The following is a 21377-nucleotide window of genomic DNA, read 5'->3' as shown; positions in this document are numbered from 1 at the left end:
CATGACAACGACCGAGGCTCGCGCCCTGGCCGATGCCCTGCATGACGCCTCTGAGGCAGCGGGAGAAACGCTATGACGCCCGTGCCCCGGGGTGGCTGGCGGATGTGGTCCCTCAACGAAGACGGATACCTGACCTCGAAGTGGGGGGCGTGCGACTCGTACCAATCCCCGATAATCACTGCCGAATGCGCCACGTACGGATGCACAGACGTTCCCGGGCCGAACTGCCGATGTGGGATCTACTTCGTCGAAGACGCCAGCGCCATGATCCGGGAGACGTATCGACACACGGTGTTCGAGAGGGGGTACAGCTCGGACTTTCCGATGCCGGTCCTGACGCTGGTGGAGCCGATGGGCAGGATTGTCGACGCACCAATTGAACCGAAGTTCGGTGGCGCGAAGGTCTGGCGGGCAGCGAGCGTGCGAATTGCGGCCATTGTCATCGACTCGGAGATTCGGAAGCGCGGAGGTCAGCTCTCCGATACCTACGGCGTTCCCATCCACGTGGGACTTCTCGAGCCCGTGCTACGTGCAGTAGAGCGCGCTCACAGAACCTCGACGGCGGGCGGCGCCCCGAGCATCACAAACCCACTCACTCATTCCGGCGTCGTCGGCATTGGCGCCCTGGCGGCCGAGGGGGTTCGGCGATGAACAGGCCACCCGTGCAACGGCTCGCCCCGGACGTACTACTGCTCACCGGTAGCGCGGTTGAAGCCCTGCGTTACGCCGTGGTCGTCGCGGTCACCTCACGGCACCGCAACGGGCTGCGTGTCCCCGCGCATCTCGCCGAACTCGCTGCCGAGCTGGCCGACAGCGGACAATCGGACGGTAAAGCATTGGGCAACAGCAACACTGGGACACGAACAACCGAGTGGATCACCACCGAGGAGGCGGCCCGGATGCTCAACTGCAGCAATCGCCAGGCCCGACGCCTGGCACCGCAGCTCGACGGCCGACTCTCCGGCGGCCGCTGGGTCCTCGACCGACAGGCCGTGCAGGACCACATCGACGGACGGAACGCAGCGTGACACCACCGACGAGGCGAGAGGTCGCCGACTACCTGGCGGCCCTCACCGACGACGAACTCGACGAACTGCTCGACGAAGCATTCCCTAACCCGAAGGAGCATGAAGCATGAGAGCCATTACCCGAGGCGGAGACCGATTCTCGCCCGCCCACCGCCCGCCGGCCGACGCGCTGCCCGCGGATGTAGCAAAGCTGCTGACCGAGCTGGACACCGCGAAGGACCGGCTTCGCACCGCACAGCGTGAATCGGAGCACCTCGGACACCGTGAGCGCGACATCGAGGCCCAGGCCACCGACGCCGAGACTGCAGCGAAGGCTGCCCGCGCAGGCAAGACGATCCCCGCACCCGCCGCCGCGGCCAAGCTCGACGCCGACCGCGACGCAGCCGTCCGGGCGATCGCTGCACACCAGGCCGCCGTCCGTGCAATCACTGGTGACCTGGACGAGGCAGCCACCGCAGCAGTCGACGCCGCGAGGCCTGGACCTGAGGCGAGGCAGAAGGTCGACGAGGCTGCAGCTGCACTGTCCGCAGCGCTCGAGGAGGCAGTGGCAGGATTGGCTACGTTCGACTGGCTGAATGGTGCGGGCTACAGCGCTACCGCTGAGACCTTCATCGTCGACGTACACCCGAAGCTCGACCAGTACCGCATCACCCGAGACAACGGACTCACGACGACCGCGCGCCACACGGTCACCGGCATCGTGAGCGCTCTGCTCGGTGAGGACTGAGACAGATGCAGGATGTGCCGAGCAAGTTCGGTGACCAGTTCGGCGAGCAGTTCACCGATCGGCCTCGCCGGATCGTCGAGTCCATCGCTGCCCAGCGACGGAAGTACGCGGAAGCGGCTCGTGTCGAGGCAGAGCGGGTCAAGGCCGAGCGCGACCAGGGCACGACGGACTGACCAGTGGTCGTACGGATAGGCGGATGGGGGCCGGTGGTGGTCGCTCGCAGTGACGACCACCCCGGCCACCGATTCCAGGTCACACAGTTCCACCTGCTAGGCCCATACCGCGTGCAGTTCCGCATCACGTGTGAATGTGGTTGGGACACAATCGCAGTCACGATCAACCAGGCGAACATGCTGACCAGTCAGCACACCGGGGCAGCGTGAGGGCCGCTGAAACGAACCCCCCGGGGGGGTGTGACCAGGGGCGGGGGGGTGGCCCACCCCTTCCCCCCGGGTCGACTTCCCCCGGATGACATAGGGCAAGCCACCGGCTGCACTGCAACCAGACTCTTGAGATTCGGAAGGAATAGGCCGTGAGAGCACCGAAAACGACCGCCGGAAAACGGCTGGTCAAAGCGCAGAATGACGCACTGGCCCGTGCGTCGTCCGATCAGGGTCAGACACTCGTCTGGAGTGAAGCAGAGGAGGCGATTCTGGAGCGGGCCGGCGAGACCGTAGACCGCGCAGAGCACGTGCGGAAGCTGTTCGCGTCCGAGATGGCCGGCGAGCAGAATCCGGCGACCGTGGTCAAGCTGTCCGCGGAATTGCGGATGCTCGACCGCCAGGTCGTTGACCTGGTCGCGAAGCTCAACCCGGAGGGTGTCGGTCCGGCCAAGTCGGCTCGCCACCAGCGCGCCGCTCGCTCTCGCTGGGACCGGGGCGCCGGGTAATGGCCCGCGTTGCCGATGCGCCGAAGTCCGGCGGCCGCCGCGAGTTCACCCGGGCCGAGCGGGACCGTATCCGGGAGCTGACCTCCCGGCCGTTGCCGCCGGTGCATCGTCCTGGCCGATCCGGTCGACAGATCGAGGCCGAACTCGACGCCATTCATGCCGCGGCCGGTCGGGTCCGCCGGTTCAAGCTGTGGCCTCTCGGCGGTGGGGAGCACGACCCCGAGGCAGCGTACGCCGAAGAACTCGACGGATAGCTGTCGATCGGCGCACCCGATATGAATGACCGATAGTTGAAACATCATCCCTTTTGCGCAGAACTGAGGAACGAGCCTTGACCGAGAACGCCACCGCGACCTGGACTCCTGCGATGCAGGACTGGCTCGACGAGACCATGAGCCGTGCGACCCCCCTCGCGATCACCCAGGAGGATCGGATCAAGTCCGAGTTCCGGAAGGTGAAGCTCGAGGCACCGCGGGCAACCGAGAAGCCTGCTACCAGCATCGTCGAGCAGATGCAGAGAATCGGCATCGGCGTGGGCACTCTCGCGGCCGCCGTGGGTGAATCGACAGATACCCTCCTGGAGTGGCTCGAGCGACCGGGGCCGATGTCCTTGGAGTCGCTCGTCGATATCGCCGAGGTGCTAGAAGTCGCGCCGTCGTCGCTGCTGTAGCGGCGGGACTGGCGAACGCGATCGGGCGTGACCACAATTTGGCCACACTTGGCCACGAAACACGGTGATTCACCGTGAAGCGGAGTGACGTAAGAACGCAGGTAGACGCCAATTTCGTAGTCTGACCTCGATGTCCAGAAGGGTTCAAATCCCTCCGCCACCGCCAAAGCTCCCCACCTGCACACGCAGGTGGGGAGTTTTTTTGTGCATCCGGGCCGGGATTGTTCGTCAGCGTGTCCTGGAGGGAAGGGGCACAGACATTTGCATCGACTCGGCTCACCACCGGCCCTGGGGATGATTGTCATCGGCTCGACAACCCGGGGCCGAACCAGAGGGTGAGCGCGTCTGTCAGCCCTTGGTCGGTTCCCTGTCCCACCCAGCCGACATATCCATCCGGGCGGATCAATACTGCGGTAGGGGGTGCCACGTCGCCGACGATGGGCAGTCGCCAGGCGGCGGTGCACCGGGCATCGACCAGGCGCACTCGCTCGGCCCATGGGGTGACGTCGAGGTGGCCCGGCTCGGCCAGGTTGAGCAGTATCGGCTCGGCGTCGTGGAGGAGCGTGAAGACCCGTGACGGACCGTCTCCGGTGTCGAGGTCGAGGTCGAGGTCTGGCATGCGACGTCCGAGGAGGGGATGTCCCTCCCCGAGGTCGTAGGCGATGTCGAGGCCGTGGATGAGTGCGGCGACGTGCTTGCGAGGCTGATCCATCGACATCAGTTCGTTGACGGTTTCAGCGAGTGCCGCGGTCCGTGCGTCCTGGCGCTGCAGGACTGTTTGTGCCATCGAGTGCGCGAGCGCGCGGGCACCGACCGGGTGCCGCTCCGCGTGGTAGGTGTCCAGTAGGGATTCGGGTGAGATGCCATCGACCACCTGTGCGAGCTTCCACCCGAGGTTGACGGCGTCCTGGATGCCCAGACCGATCCCTTGACCGCCGGCGGGATAGTGGATGTGGGCGGCATCGCCGACGAGCAGCACGCGCCCCTTCCGATAGGTCGCGGCCTGCCGGGTCGCGTCGGTGAACCTGGACATCGAGGTTGGTGTGTGGATTCCGAAGTCTGTTCCGTACACCGCGTCGAGAGCATCGCTGAGGTCGGTCAATGTGGGTTCGTCCCCCGAGCTCAGCTGCCGCTGCGTCGTGATGACACGGTAGGTGCGCCCGTCTTCCATCAAAGTGAAGCCGTGGACCCCGGTCTCGTCTTGACGGATACCGGACGGGGGTTCCTCGGATACTTCCACTTCGGCGATCAGGTTGCTGCGGGTCGCGTCCCAGCCGGGGAAGTCGATACCCGCAGTCTTGCGGATCACGCTGCGGCCGCCGTCAGCGCCGACGAGATACTTCGCTCGGACCTTCTCGCCATCAGCGAGGCCGACATCGACACCGGTTTCGTCCTGGACGAAACCGACCACCTCACGGCCGCGATGAACGGGCACTCCGAGCTGGTCGATCCAGCCCTCGAGGATCGGTTGCATCCGTCTCTGCCACAGGCCGAGCCCATACGGGTGCCGCGTCGGAAAGTCGCTGATATCCAGAACTGTGCTGCCGAATCGGGCGGTCTGCGCCGTCTGCCCCGCCGCCAGGAATCGATCGGCGATCCCACGCTGGTCGAGGATCTCGATGGTGCGGGAGTGGAAGCCACCCGCACGGGATTCCGTCAATTCTCCTGTCGGGCGCCGCTCCATGATCGCCACATCAACGCCCGCCAGGGCCAACTCACCGGCCAGCATCATTCCGGCCGGACCGCTCCCCACGACGATCACATCTGCCATCTCGTCCCCTTCTCGTGATGCCCCGCTGATGGGCACAGCCGAGCAGCGTATGGCACACCACGGGTCTTGCGGCAAGACCTCCTCGCGGCGATATCCTGAAAGTGCGGCGGTGCGGGTCGACGGCGGCTACATCGATTCCATCGTCCCGTGACCGTTGTTCACAGTGCTCTCCCAGGTCGTGCCGAGTGACATCCATTGAAGCTGCAACTAGCCTGATCTCATGAAAAAGCTGTGGTGGTTGGTCGGCGCAGTCGTCATCGTCGTGATCGCGGTGCTGGTGGGCCCGTGGTTCTACGGCCAGTTCATCGCAGAGGACGACGCACCGGCGGCCTCGGTGTCGACCGAGGGCGCGGAGGCGGCCACCGGATCGGTCGACGGGCAGTGGACCGTCACGCCGGGTCAGGGCTCCAACCAGACGGCCGCGGGGTACACCGTCCACGAGATCCTCAACGGCGCCAGCGTCACGGTGGTCGGGTCGACCGGCGACGTGACCGGCAACGCGACCGTCGAGGGCGAGAAACTCACCGCGGGCGAGGTGACCGTGCAGGTGGCGACCATCGCGACCGATCAGTCCCGCCGCGACAACCAGTTCCGCGGCAACGTGATGGACACGAGCACGTTCCCGACCGCCACGTTCACAGTCGATTCCCCCGTCGATCTGTCCGGGCTGCCTGCGGACGGTTCCGTGGGGACGGTCACCGCCCAGGGCACGTTGACGCTCAAGGGGCAGTCGCGTCCGGTGTCCGTCGACATCGACGTGCTGCGCTCCGGCGACGACCTCATCGCCTCGGGCAGCATCCCGGTGACCTGGACGGACTTCGGTGTGACGCCGCCGTCACTGGGCTTCGTGACCGTGGACGGCAACGGCACGGTCGACTTCCTCGTCAGTTTCGCGCGTTCCTGACGGCGCCCAGCCGGGCGGCCCGAACACGTAGCCGAGCTTGTCGCGACGCCCGGCGCCAATCCCGGACGATGGCGCCGTATTCGTGGGTCTGCAGTTTCCAGATGTTGTAGGTGCCCACCGGTTTGGTGAGTCCGTAGGTGGGGCGGTGGGTTTCGGGTTGGAATGTGCCGAACATCCGGTCCCACACGATGAGGATGCCGGCGTAGTTGCGGTCGAGGTATTCGGGGTCGCAGCCGTGGTGGACGCGGTGGTGTGAGGGCGTGTTGAACACGAACTCGATGGGCCGGGGCAGCGTGCCGATGCGCTCGGTGTGGACCCAGAATTGGTAGACGAGGTTCACGGAGAATCCGATGAACACCATCCACGGCGGAATGCCGATCAGCGGCAACGGAATCCACATCAGGATTTCGGCGCTGTTGTTCCACTTCTGGCGGAGCGCGGTGGAGAAGTTGAAGTACTCACTCGAATGGTGCGCCTGGTGCGTCGCCCAGATCAGGCGGATGCGGTGCGCCATCCGGTGATACGCGTAGAACAGCGCGTCGACGCCGAGGATGAGGATCACCCACGTGTACCAGGTGTCCGCGGGTAGGTGCCACGGCGCGAGGTACACCCAGATGGCGGAGTACCCGATCAGGGCCAGCAGCTTCCAGAACGTCGTCGTCAGGATGGACACGGCGCCCATCGCCACGCTCGCCCGCGCGTCGCGGCGCTCGTAACCTCCGCGCACCGGGCGGGACCGACCGTCGGGGTCGAACGTCGCGTCCTCGAGGTTCCGGGCCGCGAACCATTCGATGGCGAGGAACAGCACGAAGGCCGGGATGGCCAGCGTCACCGGCTCGTGCAGGGGCGTCAGCAGCGTCGAATTCCACGCCGACGTCACGGTCTCCCACATACTGCTTTCCTCCACACAAGACGATCGTCCAGTTCAATGTACTCCGCGGTGACACGTGTCACTATCCAGCTCGCACGGTCGTCCGGTGCGGGGGTGAGTTGCCCGTTTTCATACTTGGATGGTAGGAATTCGGTGTGCACATCACCGCAAAGGTGGACTACGCCGTGCGGACGCTGATCGAACTGGCCGCTGCCGGGCCGTCCCCGTCCAAGGCCGAGTTCCTGGCACAGTCGCAGACCATTCCGCACAAGTTCCTCGAGGCCGTCCTCGCCGACCTCCGGCGCGGGGGACTGGTCAACAGCAGACGCGGACCCGACGGCGGCTACTGGCTGGCCCGTCCGGCGGAGGACATCACGATCGCCGACGTCATCCGGACCGTCGAAGGTCCGCTGGCGTCGGTGCGGGGGGAGCGCCCCGAGGACGTCGACTACTGCGGGCCGGCGGCCAAATTGCAGGACGTGTGGATCGCGGTGCGGGTGAACCTGCGGGCCGTGCTCGAGAACGTGAGCCTGGCGGACGTGGCGAACGAGCAGCTACCGGGTTTCCTCACCGCGCTGACGTCCGACCCGGGGGCCTGGGAGCGTCGAACCCGCCCGGTTACGACGGCTGACGAGGGCGCAGCGCGCGGCTGATCGTCCGGCCGGCCGCACGCACCAGCGGGACCAGCGCGTTCAGCGACGCGTTCTCCGCCGACACCACCAGCGACACGGCCGCGACCGCCGTTCCGGGTCGTTCGAAGATCGGCGCCGCGACGGAGACAGCGTCCAGGGTCACCTGACGATCACTGATCGCGACCTCGGATCGGCGGATCTCGGCGAGCGTCCGTCGCAGTACGACGGGGTCGGTGACGGTCCGGTCGGTGAACTTCTCGATCGGCCCGGTCAGCACCTGCTCCTGCACGTCGGCGGGCATGTACGCGAGCAGGGCCAGGCCGATGCCGGATGCCGTCAGCGGGAACCTGCCGCCGACGCGGGTCTGGACGGGCACGGCCTTCTGCCCGGCGATGCGTTCGACGAACACGACCTCGGTGCCCTCGGCGATGCCGAGCTGGACGTTCTCCCGCGTGATCTGTGACAGGTCCTCCATCACCGGCATCGCCAGTTCGCGCAGCATCGTGCCGCGCGGGGCGAGCGACGCGATCTCCCACAGCTTGAGCCCGACCGTGAAGCGGCCGCTGCTGTCACGTTCGAGGGCGCCCCATTCGATGAGGTCGCTGGTCAGCCGGTGCACGGTGCTGAGCGGGTACCCCGACTTACGTGACAGATCGCTGAGGGTCAGCCGCGGCGTGGTCGGGGTGAAGAGCTCGAGGAGCCGCAACGAGCGAATGGTCACCGATCCGGTGATCGCCATTTGCTCGTTCTCCGTCTCACAGTTCCAGCGTCAGGCGTGGACAGCTCGCACGCGAGACGCAAATCATCATGGTGTCGTTGGCGGCCTGCTCGTCCGCTGTGAGCAGGGAATCCCGGTGATCGACAGTACCGCCGAGCACGGCCGTCTCGCAGGTTCCGCACGTCCCTTCCTCGCAGGACGACAGCACCTGGACGCCTGCGGCGGTGACGGCCTGCAGGATCGACTGCTCGGGTGCCACCGTGACGGTCTTGCCGGTGAGTGTCAGCTCCACCTCGAACCCCTCGGCCCGGACCGGCTCCTCGAGATCCTTGGCCGCGAAGCGTTCGATGTGCAGCGCGCCGGACGGCCAGCTGTCGCAGTGACCGGTGACGGCGTCGAGCAGTGGCGCGGGCCCACAGCAGTAGACGAGGGTGTTGTCCCGGACGTCGCCGAGCAGTCCCGGTAGGTCGATGAGGCCGTGCTCGTCCTCGGGGTGCACGACCACCCGGTCGCCGAACCGCTCGGCGAGTGCGTCGGCGAACGCCATCGAACTGCGGCTGCGCCCGCCGTAGACGAGGGTCCAGTCGGCGCCGGCGTTCTCCGCGGCGTGCGCCATGGTGAGGATCGGCGTGATCCCGATGCCGCCCGCGACGAACACGTACCGCGGCGACGGCTCGAGCTCGAAATGGTTGCGCGGTCCCCGGACCGTGACGCGGTCGCCCTCGCTCAGCTTGTCGTGCACGAACTGCGAGCCGCCGCGGCCCATCGCCTCCCGCAGCACGGCGACGCGCCAGATCCGATTGTCGGCCGGGTCGCCGCACAGCGAGTACTGGCGGGTGAGCTCCGGCGTCAGCACCAGATCGATGTGCGCACCCGGCGTCCACGTGGGCAGGTCGGAGCCGGACGGGTCGCGGAACTCCAGGACGACGACGCCGTCGGCGCCGGTGGTCCTGGTGGTCAGCTCCAGCTCGAGTACGGGTTCGGGTGGGATAGGCATGGCGGTCTCTCCGGGGTCAGACGGGAACGGAAGCGGATTCCGGCGCCGCGGGCAGCGGCGTGGCGGGCACCGGCGGATCGGCGGGGTGGTGTCCCTCGGGGTGGGCGAGCAACCACTCCCAGAGGGCGGCGGGTTCTTCCGCCACGTGGCGCGCGCCGCAGTGGCACTCGCCCTCGAGCAGGTCCGACCCCGGAAGCCAGACAATGCGCATCACGTTGGTGCCGCGGAGCATCCTGGTGGGTTCCACGGCTCAGCCCACCGCCGCGGCGGTGACGGCCTGCGGCGCGTCGACCAGCTTCTTCAGGATCCGGCGTGCGCCGAGGCCGCCGGCGTCGATGTTGATCGACAGTTCCTGGTAGCCGTCCTTCTCCGTGTCGAGGGCCTGCTGCAGGATGTTCAGAGCCACGACGTCCTGCATCACGACGGTCCGGTTGTTCTCGGCGAGGAATGTGGTGACGGCGTCGTCGCCGAGCGCGAAGTCGCGGGCAACGGCCCAGAAGTCGAGGGTGGAATTCTCCGTCGACGGAGTGATCGCGTAGACGATCTCGCTGTGGAACGCGTGCGGGTCGGTGCCGTCGTCGCCGGGCAGCGGTGCGCCGATCGGGGCGATGCGGCTGTGCAGCAGGTACAGGCACGGCGGCGTGTACTCGATGTCCTGCCAGCGGGTGATGCGTCCCTCGATGCCGGTGGACTTCGAGTAGAACGGCGGGCACTCGGCGTCGTCCATGTGCCGGGACACGTAGATGACGTTCCGGTCCTCGTCGATCTCCGTGGTGATCGGGGTTTCCGCAACCTCGGGAGTACCGATGTAGCCGCCGTGCAGGTACGTCTCGTGCGAGAGGTCCATCAGGTTGTCGACGAGCAGGCCGTAGTTGCAGTCGATCGGTTCCATGCCGGACACCACGGTGTAGTCGGGGGAGTCCATCCACGGTGCGCGGGGGATGCGGGTCGGGTCGCCCTGCTCGGGATTCTCGGGGTCGGCGATCCAGACCCACACGAACGAGTCCTGCTCGACCACCTGGTACGAGCGCAGCCGGGCGGTACGGGGAACACGCGCCTGGCCGGGCACGAACACGCAACCGCCGTCGCTGCCATAGGTGAAACCGTGATAGCCGCAGACCACCTTGTCGCCGTCGAGCCGGCTCGGCGCCTCGGACAGCGGGTAGCGGCGGTGCACGCACCGGTCGCTCATCGCGACGGCCTCGCCGGCCTCGGTCCGCCAGAACAGGATCGGCTCCTCGCAGATGGTGCGTGAGAACAGTTCGCGTCCGACCTCACGGCCGTAGGCTGCGACGTACCACTGGTTGCGGGCGATCGTGGACATGTGGGCCTCCGGAATATGCTGGGCTGCTGCGTTATTCGTGACGCCGGACTCGGTGAGGCGTCAGCGTCGTCTCCACCACTGTGCGGCACCGGAGGTGATCCACCGCACTCGGTTTCCGAATGTCGGAAGGGTTTCGTCAGGGCTTGCGAACGAGATACGCGAACATCGTCACCGACATGTGGAAGTCGCCGCTGCGGGCGGCGGCGTTCAACTGGTCCAGCAGCTCGACGCTCTGCACGTCGGTGATCGCTCCCTCGGCGATCGCGGCGGCGGTCATCATCTGGACGAGTGGGCCGGTCACGTCGCCCGGATCCTGGATCAACGCCTCAGTGCCGATGTCCTCGACGACGAGTCCGGCGGACGTGAGCTGCCCCGAGAGCAGCCGTCCGGAGTGCGGGTTCGCGGTGTGGGACAGCATCACGTCCATGATCTTCTGCAGGATCAGGGGATCGCCGGGGTGCATGATCGCCGTGCCCCAGTCGCTGTCGACGATGACGCCGCGCCCGCCGGGGCGCAGAACGCGGGCCACTTCCGCCGCCGCGCGGTCCGGCTCGCTCAGGTGCTGGAACACCCGCTCGCACCGCACGACGTCGAGGCGGTTGTCGGGGAACGGCAGCGAATACGCGTCGCCGATCACGAACTGCGCGGTCGAGCCCTCCGCCTCGGTCCGCTCCCGGGCGAGGAGGGCCATGCCGGGATTCGGATCGAGCCCGATCGCGCGACCCGACGCGGTGACCGCGGCGGCGAGGGCACGCGTCTCCGACCCCGTGCCCGATCCGATGTCGAGAGCGCTTTCGCCCGGCTGCACCTGCAGGGCGGCAAACGACCACTCGCGCAGTCGCCGGATTCCCGGCCGCGCGGCTTGCAGGTCGAGGACGGCGGCGAGTTGGTCCAGGGCGGCGCGGTCGATCTCGTCCGCCCGGAACGACAGTGGCGCCGTCGGATCGGACATGAATCCACCGTAACGCCGCGGTGACTCCCGACACAGTGCTGCGCGAACTGTGGGCAAGAACATAAAAGTTGCACTCTCACGCAAATTTGCAGAGCTCTGCAAGTTCTGTACCGTTGGAGTAGTGATTTCGGAAATCGGATTGCGGGACCGCAAGAAGGCCGCCACGCGCGCAGCCCTCAGCGGCGCCGCCGCACGCCTGGCCCGCGCGCTGGGCATCGAATGCGTCACTGCCGACGCCATCGCGTCCGAGGCGGGAGTCTCGACTCGGACGTTCCACAACTACTTCTCCAGCAAGGAGGAGGCGGTACTCGCGCACTTCGAGCAGTCCGTCCACGACTGGGTGGACCTGCTCCGCGCCCGTCCCGAGGACGAGCCGATCTGGGATTCCCTCGAGTACGTGGTGGTCCAGATCGTCACCGATCCCGCGAAACCGCTCGAAGAGACCGCGGTGATGATGGAACTCGTCGAGACCAGCCCCGCGCTGCTCGCGAAGAAACTCGAAGTGCACCTGCGCGTCACCCGTTTGGTCGGTGAGGTGATCGCCGAACGTACGGGCACGAACATCGACACCGACCTCTACCCCAACCTGCTGCACCTGGCGGTCGGATCGGCGTGCAAGGCGTCGCTCGACCTGTGGATGAGCGGCAAGTCCGGCGCGAGCGGGCCCGAAGAACTGGTCCGCGACGCCATGCGTCAACTCCGTCAGGGAATCCCGCAGCCGTAACCGGCTGCCCCGAAACACCCTTCGTTCCACCGACTCAGAAGGAGTCTCTCGTGGCCACCTATCTCTATCGGATCGGCAGATTCGCCTACCGGCGAAAAGGCGCGGTCCTCAGCGTCTGGTTGGTGATCCTGGTCCTCATGGGCGTCGGGGCGGCAACGCTGTCCGGGCCCACGAAGGACTCGTTCTCCATCCCGGGCACCCCCGCACAGCAGGCGCAGGACCTGATGGCCGAACGCTTCCCCGAGGCCGCGGGCAGCGACCCGATGAACGCCGTCAGCGCGCGCTACGTGTTCGCCGCTCCCGAGGGGCAGACCCTCGAGAGCGAGCAGAGTCGGCAGGCGATGGACGCGGTGCTCACCAAGGTGCGCGGCATCGAACAGGTCCAGGACGCCGCCAAGGTCGATCCCGCCACCGCCTCGGGTGCCGACGCCGCGAAGGCGCTGGTCAACCCCGTCACCGCGAACGAGCAGCTCGTCGAGATGGCGAAGTCGACCGCGGCCGACAAGGGAATCGGTGAAGAGGCCGCCGTCGCGAACGCACAGGCACTGTCTCCGCTCAACGCCGACAAGACCGTCGGCTACGTCGAGGTGCCGTTCAAGGGCGGCATGGGGGACGTCGACCAGGCTCTGCGCGACCAGATCTCGGCCGCTGCCGACGCCGGCCGCAACGCCGGGCTGACCGTCGAGATCAGTGGTTCGGTCGCCAACGAAGCCGAGCCGCCCGGCGGCGCCACCGAACTCGTCGGCATCGGCGTGGCAGCTGTCGTGCTCGCGCTGACGTTCGGCTCGCTCGTCGCCGCAGGTCTGCCGTTGATCACCGCGATCATCGGCATCATGATCGGCAGCCTCGGGATCACCGTCGCCACCGGCTTCACCGACCTCAGCTCGATGACGCCCACGCTGGCCATCATGATCGGCCTGGCCGTCGCCATCGACTACTCGCTGTTCATCGTGTCCCGGTTCCGGCACGAACTCACCCTCACGGACGACCGCTCGGAAGCGGCCGGACGCGCCGTCGGCACCGCCGGTTCCGCCGTGGTGTTCGCCGGTCTCACGGTGATCATCGCCCTGATCGCGCTGCGCGTCGTCGGGATCCCGTTCCTCTCCGACATGGGTGCCGCCGCCGCGTTCACGGTGTTCATCGCCGTCTCGATCGCCTTGACGCTTCTGCCCGCGATCCTCGGGCTGTTCGGGAAGAAGGCGTTCGCAGGCAAGATCCCGTTCCTCAGCAGTCGTGACCTCGAGGACGACGAGGGCAAGCCGAGCCTCGCCCTGCGATACATCAGCGCCGTGGTCCGCCGGCCCGCAATTCCGCTGATCGCCGGCGTCGTGGTGCTCGGGGCGCTCGCGATCCCCGCGGCCGGCCTGAGCCTGGCCCTGCCCGGCGAGGGCACCGGCGACCCCGCCACCAGCTCCCGGCAGGCCTACGACCTCGTGAGCGAAGGCTTCGGACCTGGCAAGAACGGTCCGCTGCTCGTCGTCGTCGACGCCAAGGACGTCACCACCGGCACGCCGTCGGAGGCGTTCGGTGAGGTCGTGAAGACCATCACCGCGCAGGACGACGTGTCGAACGCTCAGGTCGTCGGCGTGAACAAGGCCGGCGACACCGCGCAGATCCTGGTGACGCCGAGCAGCGCGCCCAGCGATCCGGCCACGATGGACCTGGTGAGCAACATCCGCGGTGCGGAGGCAGATCTGCACGACTCGATCGGCGTCAACTACGGCGTCACCGGGCAGACCGCGCTCGAAGGCGACGTGTCCGACACGCTGCAGGACGCGCTGATTCCGTACCTCGCGGTGGTCGTGGGCCTGGCCTTCCTCCTGCTGCTGCTCGTGTTCCGCTCGCTGCTCGTGCCGCTGACGGCCACGCTCGGCTTCCTGCTCAGCGTCGCGGCCACGTTCGGTGCCACCGTTGCGGTGTTCCAGGAGGGCTGGGGCGGCATCATCTCCAACCCGCAGCCGATCGTCAGCTTCATGCCGATCTTCCTGATCGGCGTCGTGTTCGGTCTCGCGATGGACTACCAGGTGTTCCTGGTGACCCGGATGCGGGAGGAATATGTCCACGGCGCGACCGCGAAGCAGGCCGTCACCGTCGGCTTCAACCACGGTGCCCGGGTGGTCAGCGCCGCCGCGGTCATCATGATCTCGGTGTTCGCGGCCTTCATCGCCGAGCCGAACTCGTTCATCAAGTCGATCGGCTTCGCCCTGGCGGCGGCCGTGTTCTTCGATGCCTTCGTCGTGCGCATGGTGATCATCCCGTCCGTGATGGCACTGCTCGGCGACAAGGCCTGGTGGCTGCCGAAGTGGCTGGACAAGATCCTGCCCAACGTCGACATCGAGGGCGAGAAGCTGAAGAAGGTCCTGCACGACGCGGACGAATCGCTGCAGCCCGTCCGGTAGGCGCTTCGCGCCCGTGCGCCTTTCTGGTAGCGGCTGCTACCAGAAAGGCGCACAAGGCCGTAGGCCTTCTGTTGGTAACCTTCGGACATAATGATGACCCGCCAGGATCGCTGCCCATGTTGAATGCCCTGCTCACGACGTACCTCCGCCCGTACAAGCGGGAGCTCACGGCGGTCGTCCTGTTCCAGCTGGTCGCGACCGCGGCCGCCCTGTACCTGCCCAGTCTGAACGCCGATCTCATCGACAACGGCGTCACCAAGGGCGACACCGCGTACATCCTGTCCACGGGCGTCATGATGCTGCTCGTCACCGTCGTGCAGATCATCTGCTCGATCGGTTCCGTGTTCTTCGGCGCCCGGGCCGCAATGGGTTTCGGGCGCGACGTGCGCCGCGCCGTGATGCATCAGGTCGGGAGCTTCTCGTCCCGCGAATTCGGCCGCTTCGGCGCGCCGTCCCTGATCACCCGCAACACCAACGACGTGCAGCAGGTGCAGATGCTCGTCGTGATGAGCTGCACGATCCTGGTGATGGCGCCGATCATGTGCGTCGGCGGTGTCGTGATGTCGATCCGGGAGGACGCCGGGCTCGCCTGGATCCTGGCGGTCACCGTGCCGGTGCTCGCGCTGTCCATGGGTTTCGTGATTTCGCGGATGGTGCCCGCGTTCCGGGAGATGCAGACCCGCATCGACGGCGTCAACCGGGTGCTCCGTGAGCAGATCACCGGTATCCGGGTGGTGCGGGCGTTCGTCCGCGAGCGCTCCGAGGTGGCGCGGTTCGGCGACGCGAACGAGCAGCTCACCCAGACCGCCCTGCGGGTCGGCAGGTTGACGGCGGTGATGTTCCCCCTCGTGATGGTCATCGCGAACATCACCAGTGTCGCCGTCATCTGGTTCGGCGGCCACGAGATCAACAGCGGCACCATGCAGGTCGGCTCGCTGACCGCGATGCTCAGCTACATCATGCAGATCCTGATGTCGGTGATGATGGCGTCGTTCATCGCGATGATGGCCCCCCGCGCCACCGTCTGCGCCGAACGTATCGGCGAGGTGCTCGACACCGATTCCACCGTCGTGCCGCCGGTCGACGCGGTCACCGTGCTGGAAAACCCCGGTGTGGTGGAACTGCGCGACGCCCAGTTCAAGTTCCCCGGCGCCGACGAACCCGTGTTGCGCGACATCAGCTTCCGCGCCGAACCCGGCAAGACCACCGCGATCATCGGCGGCACCGGTTCCGGTAAGACGACGCTGCTGTCGCTGATCCCGCGCCTCATCGACGCCACGTCGGGTTCGGTCACCGTGTCCGACACGGAGGTGCGCCGCATCGACCTGGACGTCCTGCGGTCCGGCATCGGACTGGTTCCGCAGCGGCCGTACCTGTTCTCGGGCACCGTCGCCACCAACCTGCGGTACGGCAAACCCGACGCCACCGACGACGAGCTGTGGCGGGCACTGGAGATCGCGCAGGCCGCCGATTTCGTCCGGGCGATGCCCGAGGGTCTCGACACCCCGATCGCGCAGGGCGGCACCACCGTCTCCGGTGGTCAGCGGCAGCGGCTCGCGATCGCACGTGCGCTGGTCCGTCGTCCGTCGATCTACCTGTTCGACGATTCCTTCTCCGCCCTCGACCTCACCACCGACGCCCGGCTGCGTGCGGCGCTCAAACCCGAGACCTCGGACGCGTGCGTCATCGTCGTCGCCCAACGTGTCTCGACGATCGTGGAGGCCGAGCAGATCGTGGTCCTCGAGGACGGCGCGGTGGTCGGAATCGGCACGCACGACCAACTGCTCGCGACGTGTCCGTGTTACGTCGAGATCGTCGAATCCCAACGATCGGTCCAGGAAGCACTATGAGCGATCGCGCAACCACCACCACCGCCGAAAGGCCCGCCGGCCCGCGTATTCCGGGACCGGTCGCTCCGGGTGCCCCGGGATCCAAGCCGAACGACCTGTGGCCGTCCACCAAGCGGCTGCTGAGGCGGCTGCGTCCCCACCGGATCGCCGTCGGCATCGTTTTCCTGGTGGCTGCCGTGTCGGTGGTGCTCACCTCGATCGCGCCGCGCATGCTCGGTCAGGGCACGAACCTGATCTTCGACGGCATCATCGGCGCGCAGTTGCCCGCCGGGATGTCGAAGGACCAAGCCGTGGCCGCGCTGCGGGCCGACGGTCAGAACACGTTCGCCGACATGGTGTCCGGCATGGCCGTCGTGCCCGGTGTCGGCATCGACTTCAGCGCGCTCGGCCGGGTTCTGGCGATCGTGCTGGCCCTGTACCTGGGGTCGGCGGTGTTCATGTGGTTGTCGGGTTTCCTGCTGAACATCATCGTGCAGGGCGTCGTGAAGAACCTGCGCGCCGAGGTCGAACGGAAGATCCATCGACTTCCGCTGCGCTACTTCGACTCCCATTCCCGCGGCGACCTGCTGAGCCGGGTCACCAACGACATCGACAACGTCTCGCAGTCGTTGCAGCAGACGATGAGTCAGCTGATCGTGTCGGCGATGACGGTGATCGGCATCCTCGTGATGATGATCGTCATCTCGCCCATGCTCGCGTTGATCGCGGTACTGACGGTGCCGCTGTCGATCCTGGTGACCGCCCAGATCGCGAAACGGTCCAAGACCCACTTCGTGTCGCAGTGGAAGTCGACCGGAGCCCTCAACTCTCACGTGGAGGAGGCGTACACGGGCCACGAACTGGTCACCGTGTTCGGCCGCAGCCGTGAGGTGGAGGCCCGGTTCGAGGAGCAGAACGAGGCGCTCTACCAGGCCAGCTACCGGGCCCAGTTCATCTCGGGTCTGATCATGCCCGCGATCATGTTCCTCGGAAACCTCAACTTCGTGGCCATCGCCGTGCTCGGTGGCATGCGGGTGGCGTCCGGCACGATGAGCCTCGGCGACGTCCAGGCCTTCATCCAGTACTCGCGCCAGTTCACCCAGCCCCTCACCCAGATCGGGGCCATGGTCAACCTCATGCAGTCGGGCGTGGCGTCCGCCGAGCGGGTGTTCGCCATCCTCGACGAGGACGAGGAGGAGCCCGACCTCGCCGAAGCGCCGACGCCGTCGGAGCCCCGCGGCCGGGTGGAGTTCTCGGACGTGTCGTTCAGCTACTCGCCGGAGAATCCGCTGATCGAGAACCTGTCGCTGGTGGCGGAACCCGGTCAAATGGTCGCCATCGTCGGACCCACCGGCGCCGGCAAGACCACACTGGTCAACCTGATCCTGCGGTTCTACGAACTCGGCGGCGGCAAGATCCTCCTCGACGGCGTCGACATCGCCGAGATGTCGCGCGACGACCTGCGGTCCCGCATCGGCATGGTGCTGCAGGACGCGTGGCTGTTCGGCGGCACCATCCGCGACAACATCGCGTACGGACGTCCCGACGCCACCGAGGAGGAGATCCAGGCGGCCGCGCGGATCAGCTACGTCGACCGGTTCGTCCACTCGCTGCCCGACGGCTACGACACCGTCATCGACGAAGAGGGCAGCAACATCAGTGCCGGTGAGAAGCAGTTGATCACCATCGCCCGCGCGTTCATCTCGCAGCCGTCGATCCTGATCCTCGACGAGGCAACCAGTTCCGTCGACACCCGCACCGAATTGCTGGTGCAGCACGCGACCGCGGTTTTGCGCAGCGATCGCACGAGTTTCGTGATCGCACACCGGTTGTCGACCATCCGCGACGCCGACCTCATCGTCGTCATGGAGGACGGTCGCATCGTCGAGCAGGGCAGCCACGACGACCTGCTCCTCACCCGCGGCGCGTACTACCGCCTGTACAACAGCCAGTTCGTCAGTGCGTAAACGCCTGTGAGTACTTGTTAACCACGGGCGGTTAATAAGTACTCACAGGTCAGGTCTGTTTGGAGGCGCCTGGCAATGCAATCGGTACTAGGCAAGGCGCGGTTGCTGCTCGAAGCGTTCGATGTGGAATCGGGGGCTCTGTCGCTCACCGAATTGTCCCGGCGCAGTGGAGTCGCCAAGGCTACGACGCACCGGCTCGCCAACGGTTTGGTGGAGTGGGGTCTCCTCGAGCGGGTCGGGACCAAGTATCGCCTGGGACTCCGCCTCTTCGAGCTGGGACAGCTGGTGCCTGCGCAACGGATAATCCGTGACGCGGCCCTGCCCTTCCTGCAGGAGTTGCACGCTGCGACCGGTGCGACGGTGCATCTTGCGATCCGGGACGGCCTCGATGTTCTCTACGTCGACAAGATTTCGGGGCACGGGGCCGTCGAAATGCCGTCACGCCTCGCCGGGCGCCTGCCGCTGTACGTCACGGCGACGGGGAAGGCGATCCTCGCGTTCTCTCCGCCCGCCCTCGTCGAGCAGGTCGTCGAGAGCGGACTTCGTCCGATCACCCCGCGCTCGGTCGCGTCCGCGGCACACCTGCACCGCCAGCTCGAGAGCGTCCGGCAGAACATGATGGCGGTCGAGATCGAGGAGATGCTGCTCGGCGTCGCCAGCATTGCGGTGCCGGTGTTCAGCCGTTCGGTGCTGGTGGGCGCGGTCGGACTGTCCACCTCCACCTCCCGGATGAACCTCGACAGGCTGACCGGCCACTTGACGTCCGCGGGCCTCGGGATCAGCCGGACGCTGCACTCTCTCGAGCGTTCGGCGTAAGTATTCGCGCTCCGAAGCCCCGGCCCACCGATGCCAGGGCGACGAAGCCGAGTGCTGCCGACCCCGTCATCGCGATTGCCACCGCGAGGCTTGTGTTGCCGAGTACGCCGACCACGGGGGCAACGACGGCCGCAGCGCCGAACTGTGCGAAACCGACCATTGCGGCGGCCGTCCCGGCAGCCTGCCCGTGACGCGACAGCGCCAGCGCCGGCGCGTTCGGCATCACGAACCCGGTCGCGCAGAGAAGCGTCAGGACCGGGAGTGCAAAGCCGAGGAAGCCGCCGGTGTCGGTGGCTGCCAGGGCGATGAAGCCCGCGCCGACGGCGGTGCTCACGAGAAGTGAGACGACGCTGATGCGGAGTGGCGACCACCTGTCGAGTAGGACCACGTTGAGTTGGGACGCACCGATCAACACCACCGCGCCGGTGGCGAAGGCGAAGCCGTACGACGCCGGGGCGAGTCCGAACTGGTCTTGCATCACGAAGGACGAACCGGCGATGTAGGCCCACAGGACGGCCCGTCCCAGCCCGCACACCAGCGCCAGTACGACGAAATGGAGATCACGGCTCAGCGTGAGGTAGGTCGTCGCCACCGGAGCTATCCCGCGTGCCGAGCGAGATGAAGGTGGAAGGGTCTCCGGCATCGCGTACCCGCCCAGCAGCATCATCAGGATGCCGAGCCCGGCGAGAACCAGGAAGACCCCCTGCCACGAGACCGCGGTCAGGAGGAGGCCGCCGACCGAAGGAGCGAGGATCGGCGCGACCCCCATCACGAGCATCAGCCGGGACAGGACGACCGCCGCGGCGCGACCGACGAACAGGTCGCGGACGACGGCCATCGCGATGACGCCCGTCGCGGCGGCGCCGAATCCCTGAAGGGTTCGCAGGGCACCGAGCACCGTGATGGAGGGAGCGAAGAAACATGCGACCGATGCGCCCACATGAAGGACCGTGCCCACGACGAGCGGACGGCGCCTGCCGTAGATGTCCGACAACGGGCCGACGACGAGCTGGCCGATCGCGAGGCCGATCAACGTGCCCGTCAGGGTGAGTTGCACTGCGGCATCGGTCGTGTGGAAGTCGGCGGTAATCGTCGGCAGGGCCGGGAGATACATGTCGACCGTGAACGGCCCGAGGGCGGTGAGCACCCCGAGGATCAGTACCAGCCGGAGCCGGCTTCCGCCGTCGGGAGGCGCGTCGGCCTCGGCATCACGGATGCTGCTGGTCAAGGAAGCCGGTCACAGCGGAGTAGTAGTCGTACGGACGTTCCTCTTGGAGGTGATGTGATGCCTTGTCCATTACGTACAGGTGGCCGTGCTCGATCATGCGGGCCAGCATCAGGGGGTAGTCGGGGGTGAGGAAGGCGTCGTTCATTCCCCAGGCGAACAGCACAGGGGCCGTGATCATCCCGAGTTCGGCGGTGAGGTCCTGCCACTCACCTCGCGGGTTGTCCGACGCCGCGGCGAGTGCCATTTCCTCGGGGTCGAGGCTCTGCTCGTAACGCATGTCGAGGGTCTCTTCGGGGAGCTTGTCCCCGTCGAACCACTCGAGTCGAGTGATCAACTGGCGCATCTTCTCCCGGGTCGGTCCCTCGCCGCCGTAGTAGACGTCCCGGGCGGTGCGTCCACGGTGGCCGTTCTCCGGCAAGGGAGCGAGGGGTCCGTAGAACACGGGCATGCTGCCGGTGATCACCAACGCACGAACGCGGTCGGGGTACTTGGCTGCAAGATTGAGGGCGATCGTCCCGCCCCAGGAGTTGCAGACGAAGTCGGCGCGGGCGATCCCCAGTTCGTCGAGGAGGGCAACGATCTTCGCGGCGTGGAAGTCCCACATCGGACCGGTGATAGTGCATTTGTCGGACTGGCCGTACTGCAGGATGTCCACGAGGATCGCCCGACGATCGCGCGCGAACAGGGGGGCGACCGGTCCGAAGTCGGACCACGCAGTGCATCCCGGTCCGCCGCCGTGAAGGAAGATCGTGGGGTCTCCCTCACCGAGGTCGTGGTAATGGAATTTCACGCCATCGGCGCTGGCGTACAAGCTGTTCGGTGGTTTTGGCATGTGTCCACCTGACCGGATGAAGCCGTCCGTGGGAAGCATCGGGGTCCGCTGGGCGGTCCCGGTCTGTGGCTCGGTGGCGCGGCATGGCCCTAGCGTCGG

The 21377-nt window shown here is 66.9% G+C and carries 22 protein-coding genes and 1 pseudogene; 14 read left to right on the top strand and 9 right to left on the bottom strand.

The genetic code is table 11. From position 1 onward, the window contains the following. Positions 1 to 72 precede the first annotated feature (72 nt). The 7 genes from ACFVJ3_RS03825 (at position 73) to ACFVJ3_RS03795 (ending at position 3314) form a co-directional block, all read left to right on the top strand. On the top strand, positions 73 to 651 hold the full coding sequence (locus tag ACFVJ3_RS03825; protein WP_378450793.1) for a hypothetical protein: 579 nt from the start codon (positions 73 to 75) through the stop codon (positions 649 to 651). Then, entirely contained in the window at positions 648 to 1028 is a 381-nt protein-coding gene (locus ACFVJ3_RS03820; protein WP_378450792.1) for a hypothetical protein, read from the top strand. The genes ACFVJ3_RS03825 and ACFVJ3_RS03820 overlap by 4 nt, the downstream gene beginning before the upstream one ends. A gap of 106 nt (positions 1029 to 1134) precedes the next feature. Beyond that, positions 1135 to 1755 (top strand): hypothetical protein, encoded by a 621-nt coding sequence (locus ACFVJ3_RS03815; RefSeq protein WP_378450791.1) that lies wholly within the window; start codon positions 1135 to 1137, stop codon positions 1753 to 1755. Between the two features lie 5 nt (positions 1756 to 1760). Further along, complete coding sequence (locus ACFVJ3_RS03810) at positions 1761 to 1928, top strand: hypothetical protein (RefSeq protein WP_378450790.1); 168 nt, start codon at positions 1761 to 1763, stop codon at positions 1926 to 1928. 359 nt (positions 1929 to 2287) lie between these two features. After that, complete coding sequence (locus ACFVJ3_RS03805; protein ID WP_378450789.1) at positions 2288 to 2644, top strand: hypothetical protein; 357 nt, start codon at positions 2288 to 2290, stop codon at positions 2642 to 2644. Next, positions 2644 to 2898 carry a hypothetical protein gene (locus ACFVJ3_RS03800; RefSeq protein WP_378450788.1) on the top strand — a complete coding sequence of 85 codons (255 nt, stop codon included), beginning with the start codon at positions 2644 to 2646 and terminating at the stop codon, positions 2896 to 2898. The genes ACFVJ3_RS03805 and ACFVJ3_RS03800 overlap by 1 nt, the downstream gene beginning before the upstream one ends. Positions 2899 to 2975: 77 nt before the next feature. Beyond that, positions 2976 to 3314: a hypothetical protein gene (locus ACFVJ3_RS03795; protein WP_378450787.1), complete on the top strand. Its 339-nt coding sequence runs from the start codon at positions 2976 to 2978 to the stop codon at positions 3312 to 3314. 301 nt (positions 3315 to 3615) lie between these two features. Here ACFVJ3_RS03795 and ACFVJ3_RS03790 read toward each other — a convergent pair whose 3' ends face one another. Then, a complete protein-coding gene (locus ACFVJ3_RS03790; protein WP_378450786.1) occupies positions 3616 to 5085 on the bottom strand; it encodes an FAD-dependent monooxygenase in 1470 nt (489 codons plus the stop codon). Between the two features lie 220 nt (positions 5086 to 5305). Here ACFVJ3_RS03790 and ACFVJ3_RS03785 point away from each other — a divergent pair, with 220 nt between their 5' ends. Further along, entirely contained in the window at positions 5306 to 5989 is a 684-nt protein-coding gene (locus ACFVJ3_RS03785; protein WP_378450785.1) for a YceI family protein, read from the top strand. On the opposite strand, the pseudogene ACFVJ3_RS03780 reads toward ACFVJ3_RS03785, so the two are convergent. Continuing rightward, a pseudogene (locus ACFVJ3_RS03780) lies at positions 5921 to 6881 on the bottom strand (sterol desaturase family protein). The gene ACFVJ3_RS03785 and the pseudogene ACFVJ3_RS03780 sit on opposite strands and share 69 nt — an antisense overlap. 134 nt (positions 6882 to 7015) lie before the next feature. Here ACFVJ3_RS03780 and ACFVJ3_RS03775 point away from each other — a divergent pair. Beyond that, positions 7016 to 7513: an RrF2 family transcriptional regulator gene (locus ACFVJ3_RS03775; protein ID WP_378450784.1), complete on the top strand. Its 498-nt coding sequence runs from the start codon at positions 7016 to 7018 to the stop codon at positions 7511 to 7513. Here ACFVJ3_RS03775 and ACFVJ3_RS03770 read toward each other — a convergent pair. The 5 genes from ACFVJ3_RS03770 to ACFVJ3_RS03750 form a co-directional block, all read right to left on the bottom strand. Further along, complete coding sequence (locus ACFVJ3_RS03770; RefSeq protein ID WP_378450783.1) at positions 7479 to 8231, bottom strand: IclR family transcriptional regulator; 753 nt, start codon at positions 8229 to 8231, stop codon at positions 7479 to 7481. The genes ACFVJ3_RS03775 and ACFVJ3_RS03770 overlap by 35 nt on opposite strands. Before the next feature lie 16 nt (positions 8232 to 8247). Continuing rightward, positions 8248 to 9207, bottom strand: coding sequence for a PDR/VanB family oxidoreductase (locus ACFVJ3_RS03765; protein ID WP_378450782.1), 960 nt, complete (start codon positions 9205 to 9207; stop codon positions 8248 to 8250). A 16-nt stretch (positions 9208 to 9223) separates the two neighbouring features. Beyond that, on the bottom strand, positions 9224 to 9439 hold the full coding sequence (locus tag ACFVJ3_RS03760; protein WP_378450872.1) for a hypothetical protein: 216 nt from the start codon (positions 9437 to 9439) through the stop codon (positions 9224 to 9226). A gap of 18 nt (positions 9440 to 9457) precedes the next feature. Continuing rightward, positions 9458 to 10531 (bottom strand): aromatic ring-hydroxylating dioxygenase subunit alpha, encoded by a 1074-nt coding sequence (locus tag ACFVJ3_RS03755; RefSeq protein WP_378450781.1) that lies wholly within the window; start codon positions 10529 to 10531, stop codon positions 9458 to 9460. A gap of 136 nt (positions 10532 to 10667) precedes the next feature. Then, a complete protein-coding gene (locus tag ACFVJ3_RS03750; protein ID WP_378450780.1) occupies positions 10668 to 11483 on the bottom strand; it encodes a class I SAM-dependent methyltransferase in 816 nt (271 codons plus the stop codon). Positions 11484 to 11604: 121 nt separating this feature from the next. Here ACFVJ3_RS03750 and ACFVJ3_RS03745 point away from each other — a divergent pair, with 121 nt between their 5' ends. The 5 genes from ACFVJ3_RS03745 to ACFVJ3_RS03725 all read left to right on the top strand — a co-directional run bounded on the left by ACFVJ3_RS03745 (position 11605) and on the right by ACFVJ3_RS03725 (position 19218). Continuing rightward, a complete protein-coding gene (locus tag ACFVJ3_RS03745; RefSeq protein WP_378450779.1) occupies positions 11605 to 12207 on the top strand; it encodes a TetR/AcrR family transcriptional regulator in 603 nt (200 codons plus the stop codon). Between the two features lie 50 nt (positions 12208 to 12257). Continuing rightward, a complete protein-coding gene (locus ACFVJ3_RS03740) occupies positions 12258 to 14606 on the top strand; it encodes an MMPL family transporter (RefSeq protein WP_378450778.1) in 2349 nt (782 codons plus the stop codon). A gap of 116 nt (positions 14607 to 14722) precedes the next feature. Continuing rightward, positions 14723 to 16456 carry an ABC transporter ATP-binding protein gene (locus tag ACFVJ3_RS03735; RefSeq protein ID WP_378450777.1) on the top strand — a complete coding sequence of 578 codons (1734 nt, stop codon included), beginning with the start codon at positions 14723 to 14725 and terminating at the stop codon, positions 16454 to 16456. Further along, positions 16453 to 18402, top strand: coding sequence for an ABC transporter ATP-binding protein (locus ACFVJ3_RS03730; RefSeq protein ID WP_378450776.1), 1950 nt, complete (start codon positions 16453 to 16455; stop codon positions 18400 to 18402). Before ACFVJ3_RS03735 ends, ACFVJ3_RS03730 begins: the two co-directional genes overlap by 4 nt. 75 nt (positions 18403 to 18477) lie before the next feature. Continuing rightward, positions 18478 to 19218, top strand: coding sequence for an IclR family transcriptional regulator (locus ACFVJ3_RS03725; protein WP_378450775.1), 741 nt, complete (start codon positions 18478 to 18480; stop codon positions 19216 to 19218). On the opposite strand, the gene ACFVJ3_RS03720 is transcribed toward ACFVJ3_RS03725, so the two are convergent. Together ACFVJ3_RS03720 and ACFVJ3_RS03715 are read right to left on the bottom strand one after the other, a co-directional pair. Next, positions 19181 to 20446: a multidrug effflux MFS transporter gene (locus tag ACFVJ3_RS03720; protein ID WP_378450774.1), complete on the bottom strand. Its 1266-nt coding sequence runs from the start codon at positions 20444 to 20446 to the stop codon at positions 19181 to 19183. The genes ACFVJ3_RS03725 and ACFVJ3_RS03720 overlap by 38 nt on opposite strands. Further along, a complete protein-coding gene (locus ACFVJ3_RS03715; RefSeq protein WP_378450773.1) occupies positions 20427 to 21278 on the bottom strand; it encodes an alpha/beta fold hydrolase in 852 nt (283 codons plus the stop codon). The genes ACFVJ3_RS03720 and ACFVJ3_RS03715 overlap by 20 nt, the downstream gene beginning before the upstream one ends. Between the last annotated feature and the right edge of the window lie 99 nt (positions 21279 to 21377).

The organism is Rhodococcus sp. NPDC127593, assembly GCF_042671975.1.
In the GTDB taxonomy this organism is placed as follows: domain Bacteria; phylum Actinomycetota; class Actinomycetes; order Mycobacteriales; family Mycobacteriaceae; genus Rhodococcus_F.
The sequence above is the reverse complement of the archived record's forward strand: the minus strand, read 5'-3'. Positions and strand labels throughout refer to the sequence as shown.